We start from the raw sequence: 19164 nt of genomic DNA on the forward strand, positions 1-19164 counted from the left end.
GCTTCACTGTGATGAAAGCAAACAACACAACGCGCAATTTAACACGGATCACGCCCAAATCAATCGTTGACAAGGATGTAGGAATCGTCATGAAGGTAAATCACCCTCGCCCATTTGGTAAGAGTATCGTCAGCAAGATTGGGTTGATCATGACCTTCATCACCTTGATGGTGCTGGGCCTGTCAGTCTCGAGCTACATCATGCAGGAGCGCGTCAACCGCGATGTTGGCCGCGCTACTCATCAAGAAATCCCGAGTGCAATTATCACCATGCGCATGCAGCGTGCCGCCAGTGATATGAATGCCAGCATGCTCAAATATGTCATGGGCCGTCATGAATCGCTCGCGGTTTTTCTAGAAAGTCAGCAAGATTTTGAACAATTACTGGCTCGCCTACGTGAGGTAAAACCCGACGCAGAGCAGCGACTTTCATTGATCAGCCAGCTTTATGAGCGCTTTCAACGTATCGCTCATCAAAAAGTCTTAACAGAGTTTGATCCGGTCGCTGAGCAATGGGCACGTAAACAGGTAATGCGACTATCCATTGATGTGGTGCGACCGATTGATAACTTGATTGCCGAATTAAAGGCCTCACAATCGCTCACACAGCCCGATAACCTGGCCGTGTTGCAATACCTTGATGAGCTGGTCGATGAAAATGGCGATATGCTGACTGAGCTTAACCAATATCTAGATGGGCGAGAAAGTAGCCGACAACGCTTTATGGAAGATATGGCAACATTCGAGCGCTATCTTTCCTTGGCGCAGTTCGAGCTCAACGACCCTGCCTCACTGAAAAAACTGTCCAACATCCGCCACCATTTCACCAGTTTAAAGCGCAGTGGTATCGCCATTTTTAATAACTATCAGCCCAGTGCCAAAGTCGGCGCCATGACCGCAGTGCGAACCTTGAGTGATCAAGAATACCAAGCGCTTGAGGATGCGCTCTCAACGTTCGCACAACAGACAGGAAAAGTGGTTACCCGCTCAATGGTTGATTTGCGTTCAATACTCCACTCAAATCAACTCAACCTTGGCTATTTACTGATTTTTATCTTGTTCGTCAGTGGCGCGATGTACTTTTATATTTACCGCACATTCACTCAGCCGATTGCCAAACTCGCCGATTCCATGCAGCGCCTGGTGGCTGGCGATATGACCCCACCGGCCAGTAATTTTCAAGATCGGACGGATGAAGTCGGTAAGATTGCCCATGGTCTGGTGATATTTCGTGCGCATATCATTTCTCGTAATCAGGCTCGAGAGCAATTAATGGCCGAAAAAGAGCGCGCAGAAAGTGCCTCTCGCGCCAAAGCGCAATTTCTCGCCACCATGAGTCATGAAATCCGCACGCCAATGAATGGCGTGATTGGGATGCTCGATATGCTCCGTCGCTCGTCGTTAACGCCCTCTCAGCAAAGCCTGATTAGCACGGTGCGCGAATCCGCTCTTTCTTTGCTCTCCATCATTAATGACATACTCGACTTTTCACGCACCGAGGCCGGAAAGCTGCAATTTGAACGTGTCACCTTTTCTTTGTCCGATACCGTAGAGCAAGTGATGAACACCGTCAGCCATCATGCCAATAAGCGAAAGGTGACACTGTCACTATTCATTAACCCTCACCTCCCCGATCAACTGGTGGGCGATCCCAACCGATTAAAACAGGTACTGTTTAATCTGGTTGGTAATGCGATTAAGTTCTCTGGTGGCCATCACCGTCAGCCTGGTTTTGTAACAGTTAATATTGATGCGATAGATAACCCACAGGCGCAAAAAGCACAGCTGGTGTTTACCATCACCGATAACGGGATCGGCATTGCACCAGATAAACTCGACACTATCTTCCAGCCATTCAGCCAAGCGGAGTCGTCTACCACCCGAGAGTTTGGAGGCTCAGGGCTCGGCTTAGCCATTTGTAAGAATATTATCGATCTCCTCGGCGGTGAGATTGACATTGAGAGTGAGCAGGGAAACGGCACACGATTTACCGTGCGTATCGATTATACGATAAACCCATTGGCAGAACCTGCAGAGCGACCGATTAGTCGCGAGCATGCGCAACAATTATCGGTTGCAGTGGATATTCCTCAAGACGCACTCAATCACGCGGTGTGCCGCTATCTGGAGCACTTGCATATCGCTTATCACCATGATTCATCGCCGTCGAAGGTAGACAAGCAACTGGCCACACACCGGTTATTGATTACCACTCACGCCGAGCCAAGCACATTAATCGCTGAACGCGCGGTCGATCATGTGATTGCGCTCAAACATACCTTATCGCTGGCAACCCACCCTGATAAACGCATCGTAGAGCTGTTTGCCTCACCATTAACCTATCGTCGTCTGGTCCACGGTCTACGTGTATGCCTTGGGCTTGAAAGTCCCGATATCAGTATGTTGGCGGAATCTGACGCTATGTTGCCTCTTCCCAACGAGGCAGAAGCCAAAGCACGCGATCCCGAACGCACTCGCGGGTGTATTTTAGTCGCAGAGGATAACCCCACGAACCAACAGGTACTCACCCAGCAACTCCATTATCTTGGCTATGAGGTGGTGATGGCGGATGATGGTGACCAGGCACTCACAGCGTATCAACACCATCAGGTGGATCTTGTCCTGACCGACTGCCATATGCCCAACAAGGATGGCTATGCGCTCACCGCCGCTTTACGCGAGATCCAAGGTGCATCGGGTTGGGTGCCTATTATCGCCATTACCGCCAATGCGCTCAGTGGTGAAGAAACACGGTGTTTTGAAGCAGGCATGGACGATTACATTACCAAGCCCATTGAGCTGGATCCGCTTGACGAACGCTTAACCTATTGGATTAACCGTCCACACGCGACGACGCGACCTACTCCACCCCCTGTGACAGCCAGCGCTGACGCGCCATCTATACTCGATCCAACGGTGGTTGAGCGTTTATATGGCGGACAGCAACACGCCTATCAAGACATTGTGAATGTTTTCCTCAAACGTAGCGTCCCTGGCCTACGCGCCCTCGCGCAATCGCAACCGCCTTTTGAACACTGGCAAGCATTAAAAGAGGCGGCACACAAACAGAAATCTGCCGCAGGCAGCATTGGTGCGACAGCGCTTCACCAAGCCTGTCTTGAGGCCGAACAAGCCGCTAACAATCAGCAAACAGAAGCACTTGTTCAGGCATTAACCCGTATCAACACGGTACTTGATCATTTGCTGGCGGTATTACCGCGTGATCCTCAATGACCCAATATACGCGGTCACAGACAGATGAATGTGATCCCTTATCCGGATATCCGGAAAATCGGTGTACAAATCGCGCAATCCAGTGCCACACTGACAGTAAGTTTTATCAACCATGACGGTAGTGAATAATGAGAAAAACCAAAGTAGTCACCTCCGAGGACATTCTGCTCAAACTGTGTCAGTCCGCCACGGCAGTATTAACCAAAGCGACTGACTCTCCCGTACACCATGCTGCTATGGTACAAAAGATTGCCAAAACCAGCCTCAAGCCTGACCTCGGCTGTTTTGTGCTGTTTGATGGTGGCTTCTCTGGCCTTGTTGTGATCAACTTCTCCTCCGCCGCGGCGTTAGAAATTTACCGCAATTACATGCAGCATATGGGGATCCCCGAAGAAGAGTTAGCCAGCTTACACACCGCGGATGAAGTGGGCGATGTGCTCGGTGAGCTCATGAACCAGATTATTGGCGATTTCACCGGTAAGATTAAGCGTTCAATCCAAACCTCTATCACCCAAAACCAGCCGAAGATGATGGCGGTTAACAAAAATCTTACGGTGTCAGTCGATAGCAACATCGACAAGCCACAGGCGCGCCGCGTGAGCTTTACCACTGAGCACAACAATATCTTCTATCTTGAGCTTGCCATGGAGCGTACCGAATTTATTCAGCTTCAGGACTTTGAAGAAGGGGAAGAGGTTGATCCTGATTCCATTCTGGAAGCAGAAACGGTTCGCCAATTAGAAGAAAAGTCTAACGACAAAAGCGACAAAAAAGACAGCGGTAGTAATGACTTACTTGACGAACTAGGGATTTAACCCCTCCCCCCTCTTACTGTCGCTAAGACATAAACACAAGTTGCTATCGATTTGTAACGCTTCGCTGCAAAGACGCGTGTAACTTGTGTTTTTTCTTCTTTGCTTACTTTTTTCTTGACGATTATTAAGTTAATTCAACGGACACAGCACTTCACAGTTATAAGTGACCAATTAGATTTGTTTCATATGGGTTACAACCTTGATCACATTTGATAGATATTGTGGTCGTCGTTTCCCCACCTCTCGCCCTCATAAGTCTTTATCTCTGCCCACTTTTTTTTAGTAGGTGAATAATTCCGCATCATTTAGACTGCGCGGCAAAATCAAAAGGCTGGCGACGATCAGCCAAATACCCTACTGGGCGCCCTGCCCACCCACTATCATTCGTGAAAAAGGTCGATTCATGAGTCCAGAAAGCTACCTACTCGATTGGCAAACCAGTCAAACTCACTCTGAAACCATGTATCCGCTGCTTAGCCAGCTTTACCGCCAAAAAGGCGTTGAAATTCAACTGTTCGGTCGTCAACTGATCAACGCTAGCACCATTGATATCATTAAGGCACACCGCGTTGCGCGCCGCTATACGGGGGGCACCTTATCGCCCAGCCAAACGTTGCCGTTGATCGAAGTGATGGCTGAATTAGATCTTGCTCCCAGTAAAATCGATATCGGTCAGCTCGCATGGACCTACTGGCAACAGCATGACAGTGAGAACGGCATTCCTGATTTTCTGCATCACCAATTGGGGCATTTATTGGGAACGGGTAACCGAGTCGACCCTAAAGACGTAGTACTTTATGGCTTTGGTCGTATCGGTCGCTTACTCGCGCGCTTACTGATTGAAAAAAGCGGTCCCGGCTATCCCTTACGTTTACGCGCTATCGTGGTGCGTGGCGGAAAAGAAGGCGACCTGGAAAAGCGCGCCAGCCTGCTGCGTCGCGATTCTGTCCACGGCCCATTCAATGGCAGCATTACCGTTGATGAATCGCGCAATGCGTTGATCGCCAATGGTAATTTTATCCAAGTCATTTATGCCAATAACCCAACAGAAGTCGATTACACCCAATTCGGTATTCATGATGCACTGGTGGTCGATAACACAGGCATGTGGCGTGATGAACAAGGCTTACGTCAACACCTTGACAGCAAAGGCGCCAAGAAAGTGCTACTCACCGCGCCGGGCAAAGGCGAGCTTAAAAACGTCGTATTCGGTGTTAATCATGACGTGATTAACGAAGATGATCGAATTATTTCTGCCGCTAGCTGTACCACCAATGCAATCACACCCGTGCTCAAAGCCATGCACGATAAATTTGGTATTGATGGCGGACACATTGAGACAGTTCACTCGTTTACCAATGATCAAAACCTCATTGATAATTATCACAAGGGCGATCGCCGTGGTCGTTCTGCCTCATTGAATATGGTTCTCACGTCCACCGGTGCCGCCAGCGCGGTCGCGAAAGCCTTGCCCGCGCTAAAAGGTAAGTTAACGGGGAACTCTGTACGTGTGCCCACGCCAAATGTCTCCATGGCTATCGCCAACCTGAATTTAGATAACCCAACTCACAAAGACGAAATCAACGCCTATTTGCAAGATGTGGCCTTGTACTCACCACTCTCTGGGCAAATAGACTTTACCCAGTCGACGGAGTTGGTATCAAGTGACTTGGTGGGATCGCGCTTTGCCGGCGTGGTAGACAGCCAAGCGACGATCGCCGAGGGAAACCGTTGTGTGCTATACATCTGGTATGACAACGAATTTGGCTACAGCTGCCAGGTTGTTCACTGCATGGAACAAATGATGGGAGTACGCTATCCGATGGTTCCCGAGCCAGAAGCGCTTTCTTAACCCGTTTTACCGCCATAAAAAAGGCCCTGATGGGCCTTTTTTATTACGTGTCCGCCACTCAATGTAAGGTTAAGATTGTTCAGCCGCCGTCAAGGGTGACGGTTGGCTGACGGGCTTAAGCACCGCATAAACCAAACCAGTTACCAGCGTACCTGCGGCAATGGCGGCTAAATACATCAACACCGGACTGATTGCATTCGGGATCAACAGCACAAAGAGGCCACCGTGTGGCGCCATCAGTTTTGCACCAATTAGCATAGATATCGCACCTGTCAGTGCACCACCTGCGATGCACGATGGGATCACTCGCATTGGGTCTTTGGCCGCAAATGGAATCGCCCCCTCCGAGATAAAACACAGCCCAAGCACAAACGATGCTTTACCCGCCTCTTGCTCTGCATCATTAAATTTACGCTTGGCTAAGAACGTCGATAGCCCCATCCCTAGCGCCGGCACCATACCTGCCGCCATGATCGCTGCCATCGGCATATAGGTACCACTCTCAATCAGGCCGACGCCAAAGGTATACGCCGCTTTGTTGACGGGACCGCCAAGGTCAAAGCACATCATCGCGCCCAAAACGACGCCAAGGATCACCGCATTGGTCGAGTTCATACCCTGCAAGAAGCTGGTAAGACTTTCCATGGCAACAGAGACAGGCCCGCCCACGACATAGATCATCACCAAACCGGTAAACAAACTGGCTAATAAAGGGATCACGAGAATGGGTTTAAGGGCTTCCATTGAGGCCGGCAAAGTGACTTTGTCTGCCACAAATTTAGCACTGTAACCGGCGATAAAACCTGCCAGTATCCCCCCTAAGAACCCAGCACCGGTAGACGCGGCAAGCATACCACCAATCAAGCCGGGCGCCAGACCAGGGCGATCTGCAATTGAGAAGGCAATAAACCCGGCCAATACCGGTACCATCAGCGCGAATGCACTGCCGCCACCAATTTGCATTAATGCCGCCGCAAGCGTCCCCTCTTCTTTGAACGCCTCGATGCCAAAGACGAACGAGAGCGCGATAGCCAACCCGCCGGCGACGACCAGAGGGAGCATATGTGATACGCCTGTCATCAAGTGCTTATAGACACCGGTACGTTCACCTTGGTTAGCACTGCTGTTCGATGAACTCGCTTGCGCTGTTTGATAGACCTCTGCGTTAGCAAGCGCATCATCGATCGTCTGCGACGCCTTTTTTAACGCCGTGCCCGTACTGGTTTTATATAAACGTTTACCCGCAAACCGGCTCAAGTCGACCTCAATATCCGCCGCGATAAAGACGAGATCCGCCGCTTCAATTTCCTGATCTGTTAATGTATTTTTCGCACCTACCGAGCCACGTGTCTCAATTTTTACCTGATAACCTTTCGCTTTAGCCGCTTCTTCAACCGCTTCCGCCGCCATAAAGGTATGCGCAACACCGGTAGGACACGCCGTAATACCCACAATGCTGACGGTGCTGCTCTCGCTTTGCGTCTGCGCGTGATACGGCTGTGCATGATTCGCGGCGGCATCCAATACCGCTTGGGTATCGGCCATCACCTCATTCAAGCTTGCTTGATAGACAGGCTTGCCGTTAAAGCGAGCCGACTCTTTTGGCTCCCCCACCAAAAGAACACGGTCAGCGTTTTCAATATCAGTTGTCGATACCGCCTGGGTTGGTTGTACACTGGACTGACACTCGATCTGTGCCGTCCATCCTTTTAACATCACGGCCTTTTCTAACAGCCCAGCCGCGATAACGGTATTGGCGACGCCACTTGGGCACGCCGTCACAATCACCAAATTCATACCTTTTACCCCACTCATGGATTGGTTTTATTACGCGTGCACTGACAGCTCAACAGGCGACACGCTGATTTTTTCGATTAATTGGTTCACGTCTTTACGATTGCGCACACCGACCCCCACTTGGGTGACAGCAAGCGCAGAGATAGCGACCGCGCGACACAGCGCCGCCTCTTTGCTTAGGCCTGCCTGGCATCCTGATACCAGCCCTGCCACTAAAGAATCCCCCGCCCCAACGGTACTCACCACTGATTGCGCAGGCGCCACAGCCTTAAGCCAGCCTTCCTTATCACGCCAAAGCACCCCATCGACGCCGCGAGAAATAACCACATTCGCGATCCCCTGGTTAAACAATTGCTCACCGCGCGCCAGCAACACGGCTTGCTCATTGCTAATCGGCGCGTTGAGGCATTGAGCCAGTTCAGCTTCATTAGGCTTAACCAACCAAGGGGTTGCCTCAACGGCTGCGCGTAAGGCATGCTGACTGGTATCAACAACCACTTTTTTCCCTGCATCGCGCAAGGTGGTTATCCAAGTGGTCAACTGCTCGGTCGAGACACCGGGAGGTAAACTGCCCGCAAGCACGATCCACTCATGGTGCTCAGCCAGACTAAGCAAGCGCGCCGTCAATGCCTCAATATCGGCCTGTTCAACCGCCATACCAGGAAAATTCAAATCAGTGACACGTCCCGCTTTTTCAACCAGCTTGACGTTGGTGCGGCTAACGCCCGGCACACGCAAAAAGTGATCGGCAATGCCGTGCTCGGTAAAAAGGTGGGCAAACGGGTCTTGGTTATCTGCGCCAAGAAAACCTGACGCTGCGACCGTCGCGCCCAAATCCGTTAAGACACGTGCGACATTGACGCCTTTTCCCGCCGGGTGCAGTGTATAGTTTTGCACCAAATTGACATCACCAGGCTGCAACGCACTCACTGAGCCTGTCATGTCGAGTGCGGGATTGAAGGTTACGGTCAGAATGGCACTCATGCGTTCTCTCCCAACCCATCTTTAATAGCATCACCCAGTGCCGCAATCGCTTGTTCGGCGTCGCTTCCTTGGGCGGAAAACTGTAACTGGTGCCCATGTTTCACCCCAAGCGCGATCACTTTCATCAAGCTTTTTGCGTTAACCGGCTCCGACTGGGTGGAAGCGTTGGCAACCTGTATATCAGCACTGAATTTTTTCGCCGTATTGACCAACATCGCCCCAGGACGAGCGTGCAAACCATGCGCATTCGTCACCGTATACAGGCCTGTTGGCCCCTCTGCGGTGGACGCTTCAGACGGCGCCGCTGTATGAGGTTGTACAGGGGCGGGTTCAGCAGACAACGCATCAACCAGCGCTTGTGGCGAGTAACGGCCAGATTCCGCCAGTTGTTTATCAAGCTTCCATTGCATCAAGGTATTGAGCACAGGAAGATGCGCACGGTTGTTGGCTGCGACACACCAAAGCGCACTGACCGACAGGGATTGGTGAGACAATGACGTCGCAGGCATCACCAACGACAACCCGCTCTGCAGCACACCGTCTCCCACACCGAGCAACCAATGCCCTTCACCAAGGTGCACCGGCTGGCCAGCGACGGCTTGGCTTACGCCATCGCTATCTAAACAGTGATGATTTTTGAGCAATCCCGCGCCCACGGCTTGCAAGGTGGTGATATCTGACGCTGGAAAGCCAGTTAACACCATGTCGCTGCTAAACGTGAAGGTCTGAGTATCCGCCGTTTGCCCATTGAGCAAAGCAACCAGTTGCTCTGCCGCCGACGCCGTTTTTAGTTGTTGCTCTATGCCGTCTTGTGACAGCACACGCGTCAACTGACGTAAGATACTCAAGTGTTCATCTGATTTAGCGGCGATACCAATGGCCACGTAAGCGAGGTTTCCCTCTCCCCAGTCAACACCCTGGGGAAAATGAAACACTTGTACCCCTGTTTGTTTAACTTGATCGCGGGTATCCGTTGTGCCATGCGGGATGGCAATACCGTTGCCCAGATAGGTACTGGTTTGGGCTTCTCGCGCCAGCATACCGTCTTGATAGCCCGCTTCGACTAGCCCTTTTTGGGTGAGTGCTGCGGCCATGGCTTTGATAGCCTCGTGCTTAGACGCCGCGTGTTGCTGCATATGAATATCGTGTACGTTAAGTGCCAACATGAGGTCGTTCCTCTTTTTTCAGTGCCGCGGCACGGGTTGATGTTGTCGTCGGCCACATCAGTATCACTTAGACATGGCGGACATATTGGTTGGTCGCAAGTCACCGGTCATTGGCCGTGTTCGCGTTTGACTTGCCACATTCGCTTTACCTAAAAACTGAAACGATTCAGCTTTTAAGTAAAGCGATAGACGTTGCTCCCGGCGTTTGGTCAATCTCTTCCACTTATAAGCGCCGGAAGAGATAAGCCGCATCGTCTTTACAGCATCTTGAGATCAGCCGCCAATAATTGACACAAGCTGAAACCTTTCAGCTTTAAGGCTGAATCGTTTTAGCTTATAATGCAAATAAATTATGGATCTGAAGTGCGTAAACTTTGATCGCATTCACAAAGCCATCAGTAACGATCGGCCTACTTAAGGATCGCTTTATGAAGCTTGATGAAATTGCCCGTCTTGCCGGTGTATCACGCACAACGGCAAGTTATGTGATTAATGGCAAAGCCGACCGTTATCGGATCAGTGAAAAAACGCGAGCACGCGTGATGGCGGTGGTCGAACAACACAATTATCAGCCGAACCGCGCCGCCACAGCCTTGCGTGCAGGCACCACACAAACGCTTGGTTTAGTCGTTCCTGACTTGGCGAACACCAGTTACGCCACGTTGGCAAAACTCTTTGAACGAAAAGCCCATGATCAGGGCTATCAGGTTATTATCACCGGCTCTGATGACGACCCAGAACGAGAAAAAATAGTGGCTGAGACCCTCGTCTCCAGGAAAATTGATGCGTTAATCGTCGCTTCTTGTTTGCCTGCAGATAATACCTTCTACCCCAAATTACAACAGCAAGGCACTCCCATCGTTGCCATTGACCGCGGGCTGGATGCCAACCAATTCGCGAATGTGCTAAGTGATGATGAAAAAGGCGCTTACCAGCTCACCGAGATGTTAATTGCACCAACGGATGTCTATCAAGCAGGACTGATTGGGGCCGTCCCATCGCTGGCCATCTCACAAGACAGGGAGAACGGCTTTCGTGGTGCATTAGCGGCACAAGGCGTAGATGGACAAGTGCGTTACGGCCAAGCTTTCAGCCGTGCTGAGGGACAAAGGCTCATGACAGAATGGATTGAAGCCGGTGACTTACCCGATGCTTTGCTCACCACGTCCTTCACGCTGTGTGAAGGGGTGCTGGACGCCATTAGGCAAACAGGTATCGCCCCTACTGCACTGTATTTTGCCACCTTTGGTGATAGCCGCATCCTCGATTTTCTTCCTTTCGGCGTGCAGTCTCTCCCTCAACAATTTGAAGCAATTAGCGACGCGGCGCTCAGTCTCGCGGTGTCGGCCGCGCAAGGAGACAACCATCCTGGGGTTATCACGGTTGAACGCCAACCGATTTGGCGCCCCCATCAAACACAAGCCTGGGTCGGGCTGGGTTAATAGCCTGTCGCTTCCATAAAGCCTCGGCCTGTGGCACTGCCATGCACTTCCACAGGCCCTTCCCAATAGGGAAAACTCAAGTCCATCCAGCTCTGTGGGTTAAGTGGTTGAGTGATAAGGCTAATGTCCTCACTGGGCACTTTGATCTGCCAACGAATCGGCAAGTTAGCGCCCTCCGCCATCTTGGCATGACTGACCGGCAGCATACGAATATCATCCTGGCTCAGCGTCACGACTCGGCCATCAGGAAACAGTAATGAACCAAACATAAACGGCTCGGTGCCGCGTATTTGGGTAACCATTAACGCACGGCCATCATCTAAGTTAAGCCCAAACCAATCCCATCCCGTTTGTTCGGCGGCCATCGCGCCACTCGACCACTCCTTATCAAACCAGCCTTTTCCTGTCACGGGAATGGTTTCACCCGCAATGGTTAGCACACCCTTGACGGTTAGCTGTGGCAAAGAAAAATAATACGAAGCCGACGGCTGACTGGCATGACGGACACTATATCCCTCTTCACCGTGCTTGACCTGTTGTCCATTTTCGCGCACCTCCAACGTAAAGCCTACTTGCTTACCTTGCGCAGGCCACATTGCACGCACATTGGCAGGAAAAGGTTGTTTACCGCCCTGCCATTGCCAGTCGTCTAACCAAGCCTCAAAAGGTGACAGCGTCACTCCCGCTTGATCAATCCCACCACGGGCAAAGCGCTCCGACTCCCATTGTTTACCATCGCTCGTGATAGCGACGTGCGCCATATACAGCTGCTGACTCGCCCATCCTTCTTTACGATCCGGTGCTAATGCGCGGCGAAACAATGTCCATTGCACGCCATACGCTTGTCCACTAGCGTCGGTTAAGGTCGCGGTCAAATACCACCATTCAGTAGCAAAGCCTGAGTGTGCCGCCATGTCTTGGGGATAGGAAGGCGTATGGTCTGGGGTTACAGGGGCAAAGCCACTTTGCGAATCAAAAACGGCAAAATTTCCACTGGTATCAGGAGACGATGCGGACTGCTGACCCCACCATACCAGCGCGCCGAGCGCGATGATCACTCCGCCTCCTAACAATGAACGTATCATTTTCCGCTTCCATCGCTGAATCACTTCACTGCCTCTTTTTTACTGCGCATCACGCAACGACGCCGCCGCGGTGCGTTTTAGCATGCGATAAACAGGCCAAGCCCCTGCGACCATAAGCGCCAACATGGATAGCCCGATCGTGGTGGCATAGCTGATCGGGAAGACACTCATGGTCATGGTCCACCCAAACGATGCTTTCAGGACAACATGGATCAACATGCCCGCCAGCACAAGCCCCAACGGGATAGCAATCAGCGCACTGGTGAGACCAAGCAACACTAACTGTCCTCCCCCGAGCGCAATGAGCTCACGCCCTGACAGGCCAAGGTAACGTAGCAAGCTATATTGCCGTTGGCGCGATAGCTCAGTCGCCAAGGTCGAAAAGAACAACCCACATATCGCGACAACCAACATCAGTGCACACAAGCTTTCCGTCACAGTAAACGTGCGATCAAAGATACGCATTGCATAACGCATGATATCCGCCTGGTTTTGCACCTGCCCGGTGGTCAGCAAAAAACGGTGATTGATGCGATCAACGAATTGCTCAGTTTGCGTGTCCTGATTCAAGACCACCGCCAGTGATGATCGGCCTTTCTTTAGCCATTGTCCCGCATCACTGCGTGTAGACACCACAAGCTGGCCGTAGGGGTTACCATAATCGTAATAGATCCCAGCGACCTGCCAGCGCTCGCCCATCGGCGCAGGAAGATTGATGCTCTCCCCCACGCCCACGCCAAATTTAGCCGCTAACGCCTCGCTGAGTAATACGACACGCTCTTGGTGCACTTGTGCCCAATAATCAGGCTGAGCCGCCTTCATCGCCAACGTTTGTTTCTCAGACGGACGGTTTCCTACCGACAGCACTTCAAGCCGTCCTTGGTTTGCCGTCAGCTCACGCCGGTAGTTGGTCCAAAATTGCGCCACGTCTTTATTGTTGACCAACCATGTTTCCATCTCATCGAGAGCGGCATGACTCGGCCGAACATAAACGTCCGCAGCCAAGCGCTGCTGTAGCCAAGTTTCAGTGCTGGTGCGAAAGCTACCGACCATGGTTTCCATACCAATATGCGCCGAAATCGCGAGCATAAATGCCATCGCCGCCACACCACGGTAACTTAAACTTGCCGCCGCATCGGTGAAAAACCATCGCCATCGCGCGCCCGTATAGGCTGCTGCGCTGGCATGAAACAGCCAGCCACACAAATAAGGCAGCGCTAAAGCAGCACTTAACATGGTAAAGGCAATCAAGGTAAAGCCTTGCCATTGGCTGGTCTCCCAATACGATACGCCCCACGCCGCCACGCCAAGCAACACCGCTAAGATCGCCTGCACGGCATACTCTCGATGTGTGCCACGCATCAAGGTCATCCGTTGCGATAAGCGCCCTGGTGAGGTGCTGACTAAGCGCACTAGCGGCCAAGCTGATGCCATCGCCGCCCCCAAAATAGCGAGGAGTAAACTGTAGAGTCCCCATTGCCACTGCCAATGCATGACTAAAGTGATATCTGCGCCGTACAAATCAGACAAGGTCGTAGCAACCGCGGGGAGTAATTGGTTGGCAAGCAACATACCCAACACATTGCCACTGACCACGCCAAGTAGCACCCAAAGTAATAACTCTGTCGCCATAACACCAGAAAGCTGGCGTCCATCAACGCCTAGCTGCCGAAGGGTACCGACCAAGGGCTGACGCTGGGTCATGGAAAGGGAAATCGCCTGATAAAAAATAAACAGCCCCACCACAAAGGCCAATAATCCCATCGCAAGCAAATTTAAGTGAAAAGCACGGGTGAGTGGGCCTAGTTGGGTTGATTGGGTTTTGGTCAGCGTCAAGGCTGAAGGTAAATTGTCACGAATCGTTTGTCGTTCCGCTTGAGACAAATCCCCGCATAACACCTCGGTAAACCCAGTACGAGGCGAAAGCTTACGCAGTAGCGCCATATCCGCCACCAAGTAGGTGCCCATACTCAGCGCATCATTATCGATAATACGCAAAGGGCCGATCGGCGGGTAATCCAACAAATCGATCATTTGCCCCTCTTCCCAGCCTTTGTGCTCAGCCATGGCTTCTCCTACATAGACAGGATAAGGCACTGAAATGGCATCCATGGGAGACAATGAGGGGGCGTCATCTGTACGCTGATTCGCGATAAATGGCAGCATCGCGATCGCATCCACTCCCATCAGATGAATATCGCTAAGTGACGGTGTCACAACGTCGAGACGATCAATCGGCACACATTGCGTCAAGCCTTGACGGCGCAAGCCAATGTAAAAAGCATGCGGCACGCGCTGTGTTCGCTCGGTATGATGAATGCTAAACGGGTACGGATTGCTAAAAAGCTGTGCACCTTGGCGATAGCTTTGCTGCGCATGCTGGTTTATCGATAACACACCAACCAGCAAAGAGACCCCCAGGGTTAACCCAAGCCAGACGAGAAAGACTTGAAACGGGTGGCGGCGATAATGCCCCCATAAAGCGCTAGCGACGGGCCCGAACACTGAGCACGCCTCCTTGTAGCCCCACACTACCTTGCAAGTAGCTGGCCACGGTATCACTGTGTGTCACCAATAGCAGCCCAGCTTCCTGCTGACCGGTTAGCGTGATAAGCAGGCGCATCACCGCGTCCGCATTACGCTCATCCAAACTTCCCGTTGGCTCATCGGCAAGTAGCAGTTTGGGCGACATATATAACGCGCGTGCGATGGCGGCGCGCTGCTGTTGACCACCAGACACTTCTTCTGGGTAACGATTGAGCAATGGCATCAAATCAAGCTGAGAGACAATTTGTCGCCACAGACAACCGTCTTCTTTCAAACCTTTTAATTGGCGACAAAAGCGAATGTTATCCGCAATAGAGAGGGTGGGAAGCAGGTTAAATTGTTGGAAGATCAAGCCGATGTTTTGACGTCGAAACTGCGTGCGTGCCGCCTCGCTCAATCGGTGAAGGGGGGTATCGTCAAACCAGATCTCGCCACTGTCGGGTTTATCCAGTCCCGCAATCAAATTTAACAAGGTACTTTTACCCGACCCACTTTCGCCCATCAACGCCAATTGGCTAGTCGACGACAGCGACATCGCGGCGCCTTGCAGCACAGGGTGGAAATCGCTCCCATCCTGATAACCTTTACACAGCCCTTTAATTGCTAACATGCCAATGCACACCCTTATAGTGTCTTAAAAACAGCAATAAACGAGAACTAGGTCACACTGTTTGATTAATTTGGCAATGTACCCCAATTAAGAGGCTGAGAAAAGCGTTAAAACCGATGGGCAGCTTCCCAATTTATATTTCGTTTATCCTTAGCCATCATTAACAAGATTATTTAGCCAAACGCCCGACTTCACCCGAATCAAGGACCCTATCCATTTGACCACTTCTTCCACTCCCAGGAGCACATACACCCAATAAACCGGCCACTCAAAAACCGCCGCGGCGGCCAATACCACTGGAATGCCGATGAGCCACTGTGCAACAAAATCTTGCCCCAAGCAGTAGCGCACATCACCACCAGCACGCAGTACCCCAACAATCATCGCCATGGGGATCGTTTTCACCACAATCAACGCACACATCGCCCAGTAAAAATAAGCCGTGATCTGTGCGGTCTCACCCGTTAATGCAGGGAAGAAACTTAACACCCAGGGCTGAATCATCAGCATCAAACAGGCAATTGCCACGCCGGCAATAAAATTAAATACCGCCACCTGCCAGGCTTGGTGGTAAGCGGTGTCCGTTTGTTGCGCCCCAAGGTTATTGCCGACCAAAACGGCGGCAGCATTGGCGGTGCCAATCAAAAACGACAGTGAAAGTGACTCGACGGGCGTGATAACCGCAATAGCCGCCAAGCCTGATTCGTTAACGTGACCGATAATCGCGTGGTAAACGAACAAGCCTGACGACCACATTAAAAAATTAAATGCCGTCGGTAACGAAAGTGATAAAAAGCGCTTTACGGCGAGTAGCGTTAATGACGCACGCCAATCAGCCAAAGAGAAGGCAACCAAGTGTTGACGGCGATACAAATAGACATACAAGGCAACAACCTCAACCATACCGCTAAGTACAGTCGCCACCGCTGCCCCTTTCGAGCCCAGTTCAGGCGCGCCCAGATTACCGAAGATAAATACCCAGTTGAGCACCACGTTGACACTGATCCCGACCCCACTAAAAAAGGTGCTGATCCCTGGCTTATGCATGGCACGAAGCCCGGCAGCCAACCCTGATACACTGGCCAGACAAAACAGGGATAAACCGGCAATTTGCAAGTAGTCTTGGCCCAGCGCAATAACGGTGGGATTATCACTGGCAAACCCCACAATGACATCTGCATAAGCCCAAAAGACAAACGCACTTAACGCCGCCGTGGCATTGGTTAAAGTCACAGTCAGCGCCGTTTTTTCACGAAAGCCTTGCCGATCACCCGCGCCCCAATATTGTGCCACCAGCATAGAGCCGCCGGTCATGGCGCCGAGAATCAGTAAGGAGGAGACAAACATCGCTTTACCGGCAATACCAATGGCGGCGACATCCGCTTCACTCAACTGTCCCACCATCAGGATATCGACCAAACTGCGGCTCGAAAACATCATGGTTTGCAGCGCAATCGGTACCGCAATTAAAAGTAAGCGTTTTAAAAACACAGGATCAAAGAAAGGACGGGAAAGTACGGTCACACACGACTCCAACCTATAGGTAACCTAGTTAGTTTACGTGCCTTTAAAACAGAAAAAAACGCCCGAGGGCGTTTTCTTATCTGCGAAGACACTCCGATTAATGTGGCATCACCATTAAGCCATCGGCTTGATTGTTCGGCCAAATACGGTACTCAGCATGGTATTTGACGATCGATTTATAGGCAGTCACTCTCGTCGGTGCTATCCATGCCTGATGCGCCCAGGCTACGACCGCCTGCTCAGGCCCCCGGACATAAACGCTCAGTGGTGAGACCAAGCGCTGCTCATCATCAAAAGCCGATTGCATCGCGTCTGGACACACGGCCATTGAATGCTGCCCACCCGATATGATTTTCACTTTTCGGTCAATCGTATCTTGTGTATGTACGCACCAACCCGCTTCAACCGCACAATCAATCCACTGCTGTAATTGCGATTTGTGGACAGGCTTGGCAGGTTCGCCAACCGGAAACCACTCGGCATACACTGTTTGGATTTGAGCAAATTCAGCGCCGAGACCCGCCTGCGTGCCGGCACTGCGGGCACGTTGAGTCCAACGTTGTAAGTCCGCTTTAACGCTGTGATGAAAACGTTGTTGCTTCACCGCTTGCGCCACCCAGCGACCAAGAAACGCCTCACGCGCATGGGGCGCATCGGCCACTTTTTTGGCGGCGATCGCTGCCGCGAGATCGTCAAAGGCGGCGGCCATCACAGTTTGAATTTCGGTGACATAACTCATGGTTCTTTGCTTGCCAATAGCCAATAGAAAGCGGCAGAGAGTATCGCACAAAGGGCGATCGCGCCAACCATCCCCCAGGGCGTACCGTCTGAAGCAACGGCAACCCCTGCACCAACCAACGAGCCAATACCAAACCGTATTGTCCCCGCTAAAGAAGACGCGGTGCCTGCCATTTGCGGATAGCAGGCCAACAAGCAAGCCATGCTATTGCTGCCGATGGTTGAAATTACCCCAACATACATCATCACTGGAATCACAGTGCCCCAAAGCCCAATATCTAACCATTGGAACACGGCAATGGCTATCCCCGCAGCCAGCTGCAACCCCAGCCCTAAGCGCAGCATCCAATGCGAGCCCATTTTGCGAACCAAACGGCCATTAATAAAGGTCATCACAATCAGACAGACAATGTTTAACGCGAACAAGTAGCCAAACATCTTCGCGCTCACACCGTAATAATCAATGTAAACAAATGAGCCTGCGGTTAAGAAAGAGAACATCCCAGCAAAGGAAAACCCTGAGCAGAAGATCATTCCTACGGCAAACGGTGTTTTGAGCATGCGGGCATAGTTACGCAATGACGCGCCAATACGCATAGGCGGACGATTGTGTTTAGGTAAGGTTTCAGGGATCCGGACAATAATGCAAAGCATCACAAAACACGCCCAACCAGCCAGTACCCAAAAAATCGCGCGCCAATCAAACCAAGTGAGCAAATAGCCACCAATCATCGGTGCCGCTAAAGGCGCAATCGTCATCACCAAGGTGATAAAAGACATGGTGCGCGCAAACTCTTCACGCTCAAACATATCACGCACCAAGGCTTGAATAATCACCGCGGCAGCGGCCCCCGCAAATCCTTGCGTTGCACGCACAACAGTGAGTACGTCGATATCTTGGGCCATCGCACTGACCACTGCACAAACGAAAAATAGTGCCACACCGGCCAGCATCACTGGTTTACGACCATAACTGTCAGAAATCGGACCATGAAAAAGCTGTCCAATGGCAAAGCCGGCCGTGTACGCAACCAAGGTTGATTTCACCGCACTGCTTGGTGCATTTAAATCCGCGGCAATCGCTGGCATCGCCGGGAGGTACATGTCGATCGCTAACGGTGTCAACGCAGCAATCGCACCAAGCACCAAGATCAAAAGCCAACTTAATTGAGTCGGGGACGACGTGACAGCCGATGATTGCGACATAACTCTCCTTAACGTAAAAGACAGGACAAAGGGAAATAACGTGAGCGTGGTCAAAGTGTAACAATTTATTGTGTCGCCATGGGAAAGAATGTCTTTCTTTTGGTCACGTTGTCGTAACACATGCTTCTCGATGAGCAATAAAAAAGCACAGCCCATGCTGTGCTT

General features: G+C 51.5%; 13 protein-coding genes. 4 read left to right on the forward strand and 9 right to left on the reverse strand.

From position 1 onward, the window contains the following. Positions 1 to 89 precede the first annotated feature (89 nt). The 3 genes from EHW56_RS01495 (at position 90) to EHW56_RS01505 (ending at position 5900) form a co-directional block, all read left to right on the forward strand. Complete coding sequence (locus EHW56_RS01495; RefSeq protein ID WP_172969944.1) at positions 90 to 3233, forward strand: ATP-binding protein; 3144 nt, start codon at positions 90 to 92, stop codon at positions 3231 to 3233. 128 nt (positions 3234 to 3361) lie between these two features. Beyond that, positions 3362 to 4048, forward strand: coding sequence for a DUF3334 family protein (locus EHW56_RS01500; RefSeq protein WP_077458734.1), 687 nt, complete (start codon positions 3362 to 3364; stop codon positions 4046 to 4048). A 403-nt stretch (positions 4049 to 4451) separates the two neighbouring features. Beyond that, positions 4452 to 5900 carry a glyceraldehyde-3-phosphate dehydrogenase gene (locus EHW56_RS01505; RefSeq protein ID WP_046073194.1) on the forward strand — a complete coding sequence of 483 codons (1449 nt, stop codon included), beginning with the start codon at positions 4452 to 4454 and terminating at the stop codon, positions 5898 to 5900. Between the two features lie 69 nt (positions 5901 to 5969). Here EHW56_RS01505 and fruA read toward each other — a convergent pair whose 3' ends face one another. Genes fruA through fruB form a run of 3 tightly spaced genes read right to left on the reverse strand, consistent with a single transcriptional unit; the run spans position 5970 to position 9847 of the window. After that, positions 5970 to 7697 carry a PTS fructose transporter subunit IIBC gene (gene fruA, locus EHW56_RS01510; RefSeq protein WP_152799002.1) on the reverse strand — a complete coding sequence of 576 codons (1728 nt, stop codon included), beginning with the start codon at positions 7695 to 7697 and terminating at the stop codon, positions 5970 to 5972. Positions 7698 to 7727: 30 nt separating this feature from the next. Next, positions 7728 to 8681: a 1-phosphofructokinase gene (pfkB, locus tag EHW56_RS01515; RefSeq protein WP_152799005.1), complete on the reverse strand. Its 954-nt coding sequence runs from the start codon at positions 8679 to 8681 to the stop codon at positions 7728 to 7730. Beyond that, positions 8678 to 9847 (reverse strand): fused PTS fructose transporter subunit IIA/HPr protein, encoded by a 1170-nt coding sequence (gene fruB, locus EHW56_RS01520; RefSeq protein WP_152795119.1) that lies wholly within the window; start codon positions 9845 to 9847, stop codon positions 8678 to 8680. The genes pfkB and fruB overlap by 4 nt, the downstream gene beginning before the upstream one ends. Positions 9848 to 10275: 428 nt before the next feature. On the opposite strand from fruB, the gene cra reads away from it, so the two are divergent. Continuing rightward, a complete protein-coding gene (gene cra, locus EHW56_RS01525; protein ID WP_046073190.1) occupies positions 10276 to 11289 on the forward strand; it encodes a catabolite repressor/activator in 1014 nt (337 codons plus the stop codon). Here the strand turns inward: cra and EHW56_RS01530 are convergent. The 6 genes from EHW56_RS01530 to EHW56_RS01555 form a co-directional block, all read right to left on the reverse strand. After that, complete coding sequence (locus tag EHW56_RS01530) at positions 11286 to 12374, reverse strand: lipocalin-like domain-containing protein (RefSeq protein ID WP_152795117.1); 1089 nt, start codon at positions 12372 to 12374, stop codon at positions 11286 to 11288. The genes cra and EHW56_RS01530 overlap by 4 nt on opposite strands. 39 nt (positions 12375 to 12413) lie before the next feature. After that, a complete protein-coding gene (locus tag EHW56_RS01535) occupies positions 12414 to 14879 on the reverse strand; it encodes an FtsX-like permease family protein (protein ID WP_172969945.1) in 2466 nt (821 codons plus the stop codon). Then, complete coding sequence (locus EHW56_RS01540) at positions 14860 to 15531, reverse strand: ABC transporter ATP-binding protein (RefSeq protein WP_046073188.1); 672 nt, start codon at positions 15529 to 15531, stop codon at positions 14860 to 14862. The genes EHW56_RS01535 and EHW56_RS01540 overlap by 20 nt, the downstream gene beginning before the upstream one ends. 150 nt (positions 15532 to 15681) lie before the next feature. Next, positions 15682 to 17055, reverse strand: a complete 1374-nt coding sequence (locus tag EHW56_RS01545; RefSeq protein WP_370517130.1) for an MATE family efflux transporter — start codon at positions 17053 to 17055, stop codon at positions 15682 to 15684. 97 nt (positions 17056 to 17152) lie between these two features. Next, entirely contained in the window at positions 17153 to 17794 is a 642-nt protein-coding gene (locus tag EHW56_RS01550) for a DUF2913 family protein (protein ID WP_046073186.1), read from the reverse strand. After that, complete coding sequence (locus tag EHW56_RS01555) at positions 17791 to 18999, reverse strand: Bcr/CflA family multidrug efflux MFS transporter (RefSeq protein WP_152799007.1); 1209 nt, start codon at positions 18997 to 18999, stop codon at positions 17791 to 17793. The genes EHW56_RS01550 and EHW56_RS01555 overlap by 4 nt, the downstream gene beginning before the upstream one ends. Positions 19000 to 19164: the final 165 nt, after the last annotated feature.

The organism is Salinivibrio sp. VGrn1, assembly GCF_009377995.1.
GTDB classification, from domain to species: domain Bacteria; phylum Pseudomonadota; class Gammaproteobacteria; order Enterobacterales; family Vibrionaceae; genus Salinivibrio; species Salinivibrio siamensis.

Bases quoted from the DNA above. Each gene is read 5' to 3' on its own strand.
- EHW56_RS01495 (WP_172969944.1), top strand. From the start codon at position 90: ATGAAGGTAAATCACCCTCGCCCATTTGGTAAGAGTATCGTCAGCAAG.
- pfkB (WP_152799005.1), bottom strand. From the start codon at position 8,681: ATGAGTGCCATTCTGACCGTAACCTTCAATCCCGCACTCGACATGACA.
- cra (WP_046073190.1), top strand. From the start codon at position 10,276: ATGAAGCTTGATGAAATTGCCCGTCTTGCCGGTGTATCACGCACAACG.
- EHW56_RS01550 (WP_046073186.1), bottom strand. From the start codon at position 17,794: ATGAGTTATGTCACCGAAATTCAAACTGTGATGGCCGCCGCCTTTGAC.
- EHW56_RS01555 (WP_152799007.1), bottom strand. From the start codon at position 18,999: ATGTCGCAATCATCGGCTGTCACGTCGTCCCCGACTCAATTAAGTTGG.
- fruB (WP_152795119.1), bottom strand. From the start codon at position 9,847: ATGTTGGCACTTAACGTACACGATATTCATATGCAGCAACACGCGGCG.
- EHW56_RS01540 (WP_046073188.1), bottom strand. From the start codon at position 15,531: ATGTTAGCAATTAAAGGGCTGTGTAAAGGTTATCAGGATGGGAGCGAT.
- EHW56_RS01505 (WP_046073194.1), top strand. From the start codon at position 4,452: ATGAGTCCAGAAAGCTACCTACTCGATTGGCAAACCAGTCAAACTCAC.
- EHW56_RS01500 (WP_077458734.1), top strand. From the start codon at position 3,362: ATGAGAAAAACCAAAGTAGTCACCTCCGAGGACATTCTGCTCAAACTG.
- EHW56_RS01530 (WP_152795117.1), bottom strand. From the start codon at position 12,374: ATGATACGTTCATTGTTAGGAGGCGGAGTGATCATCGCGCTCGGCGCG.
- fruA (WP_152799002.1), bottom strand. From the start codon at position 7,697: ATGAATTTGGTGATTGTGACGGCGTGCCCAAGTGGCGTCGCCAATACC.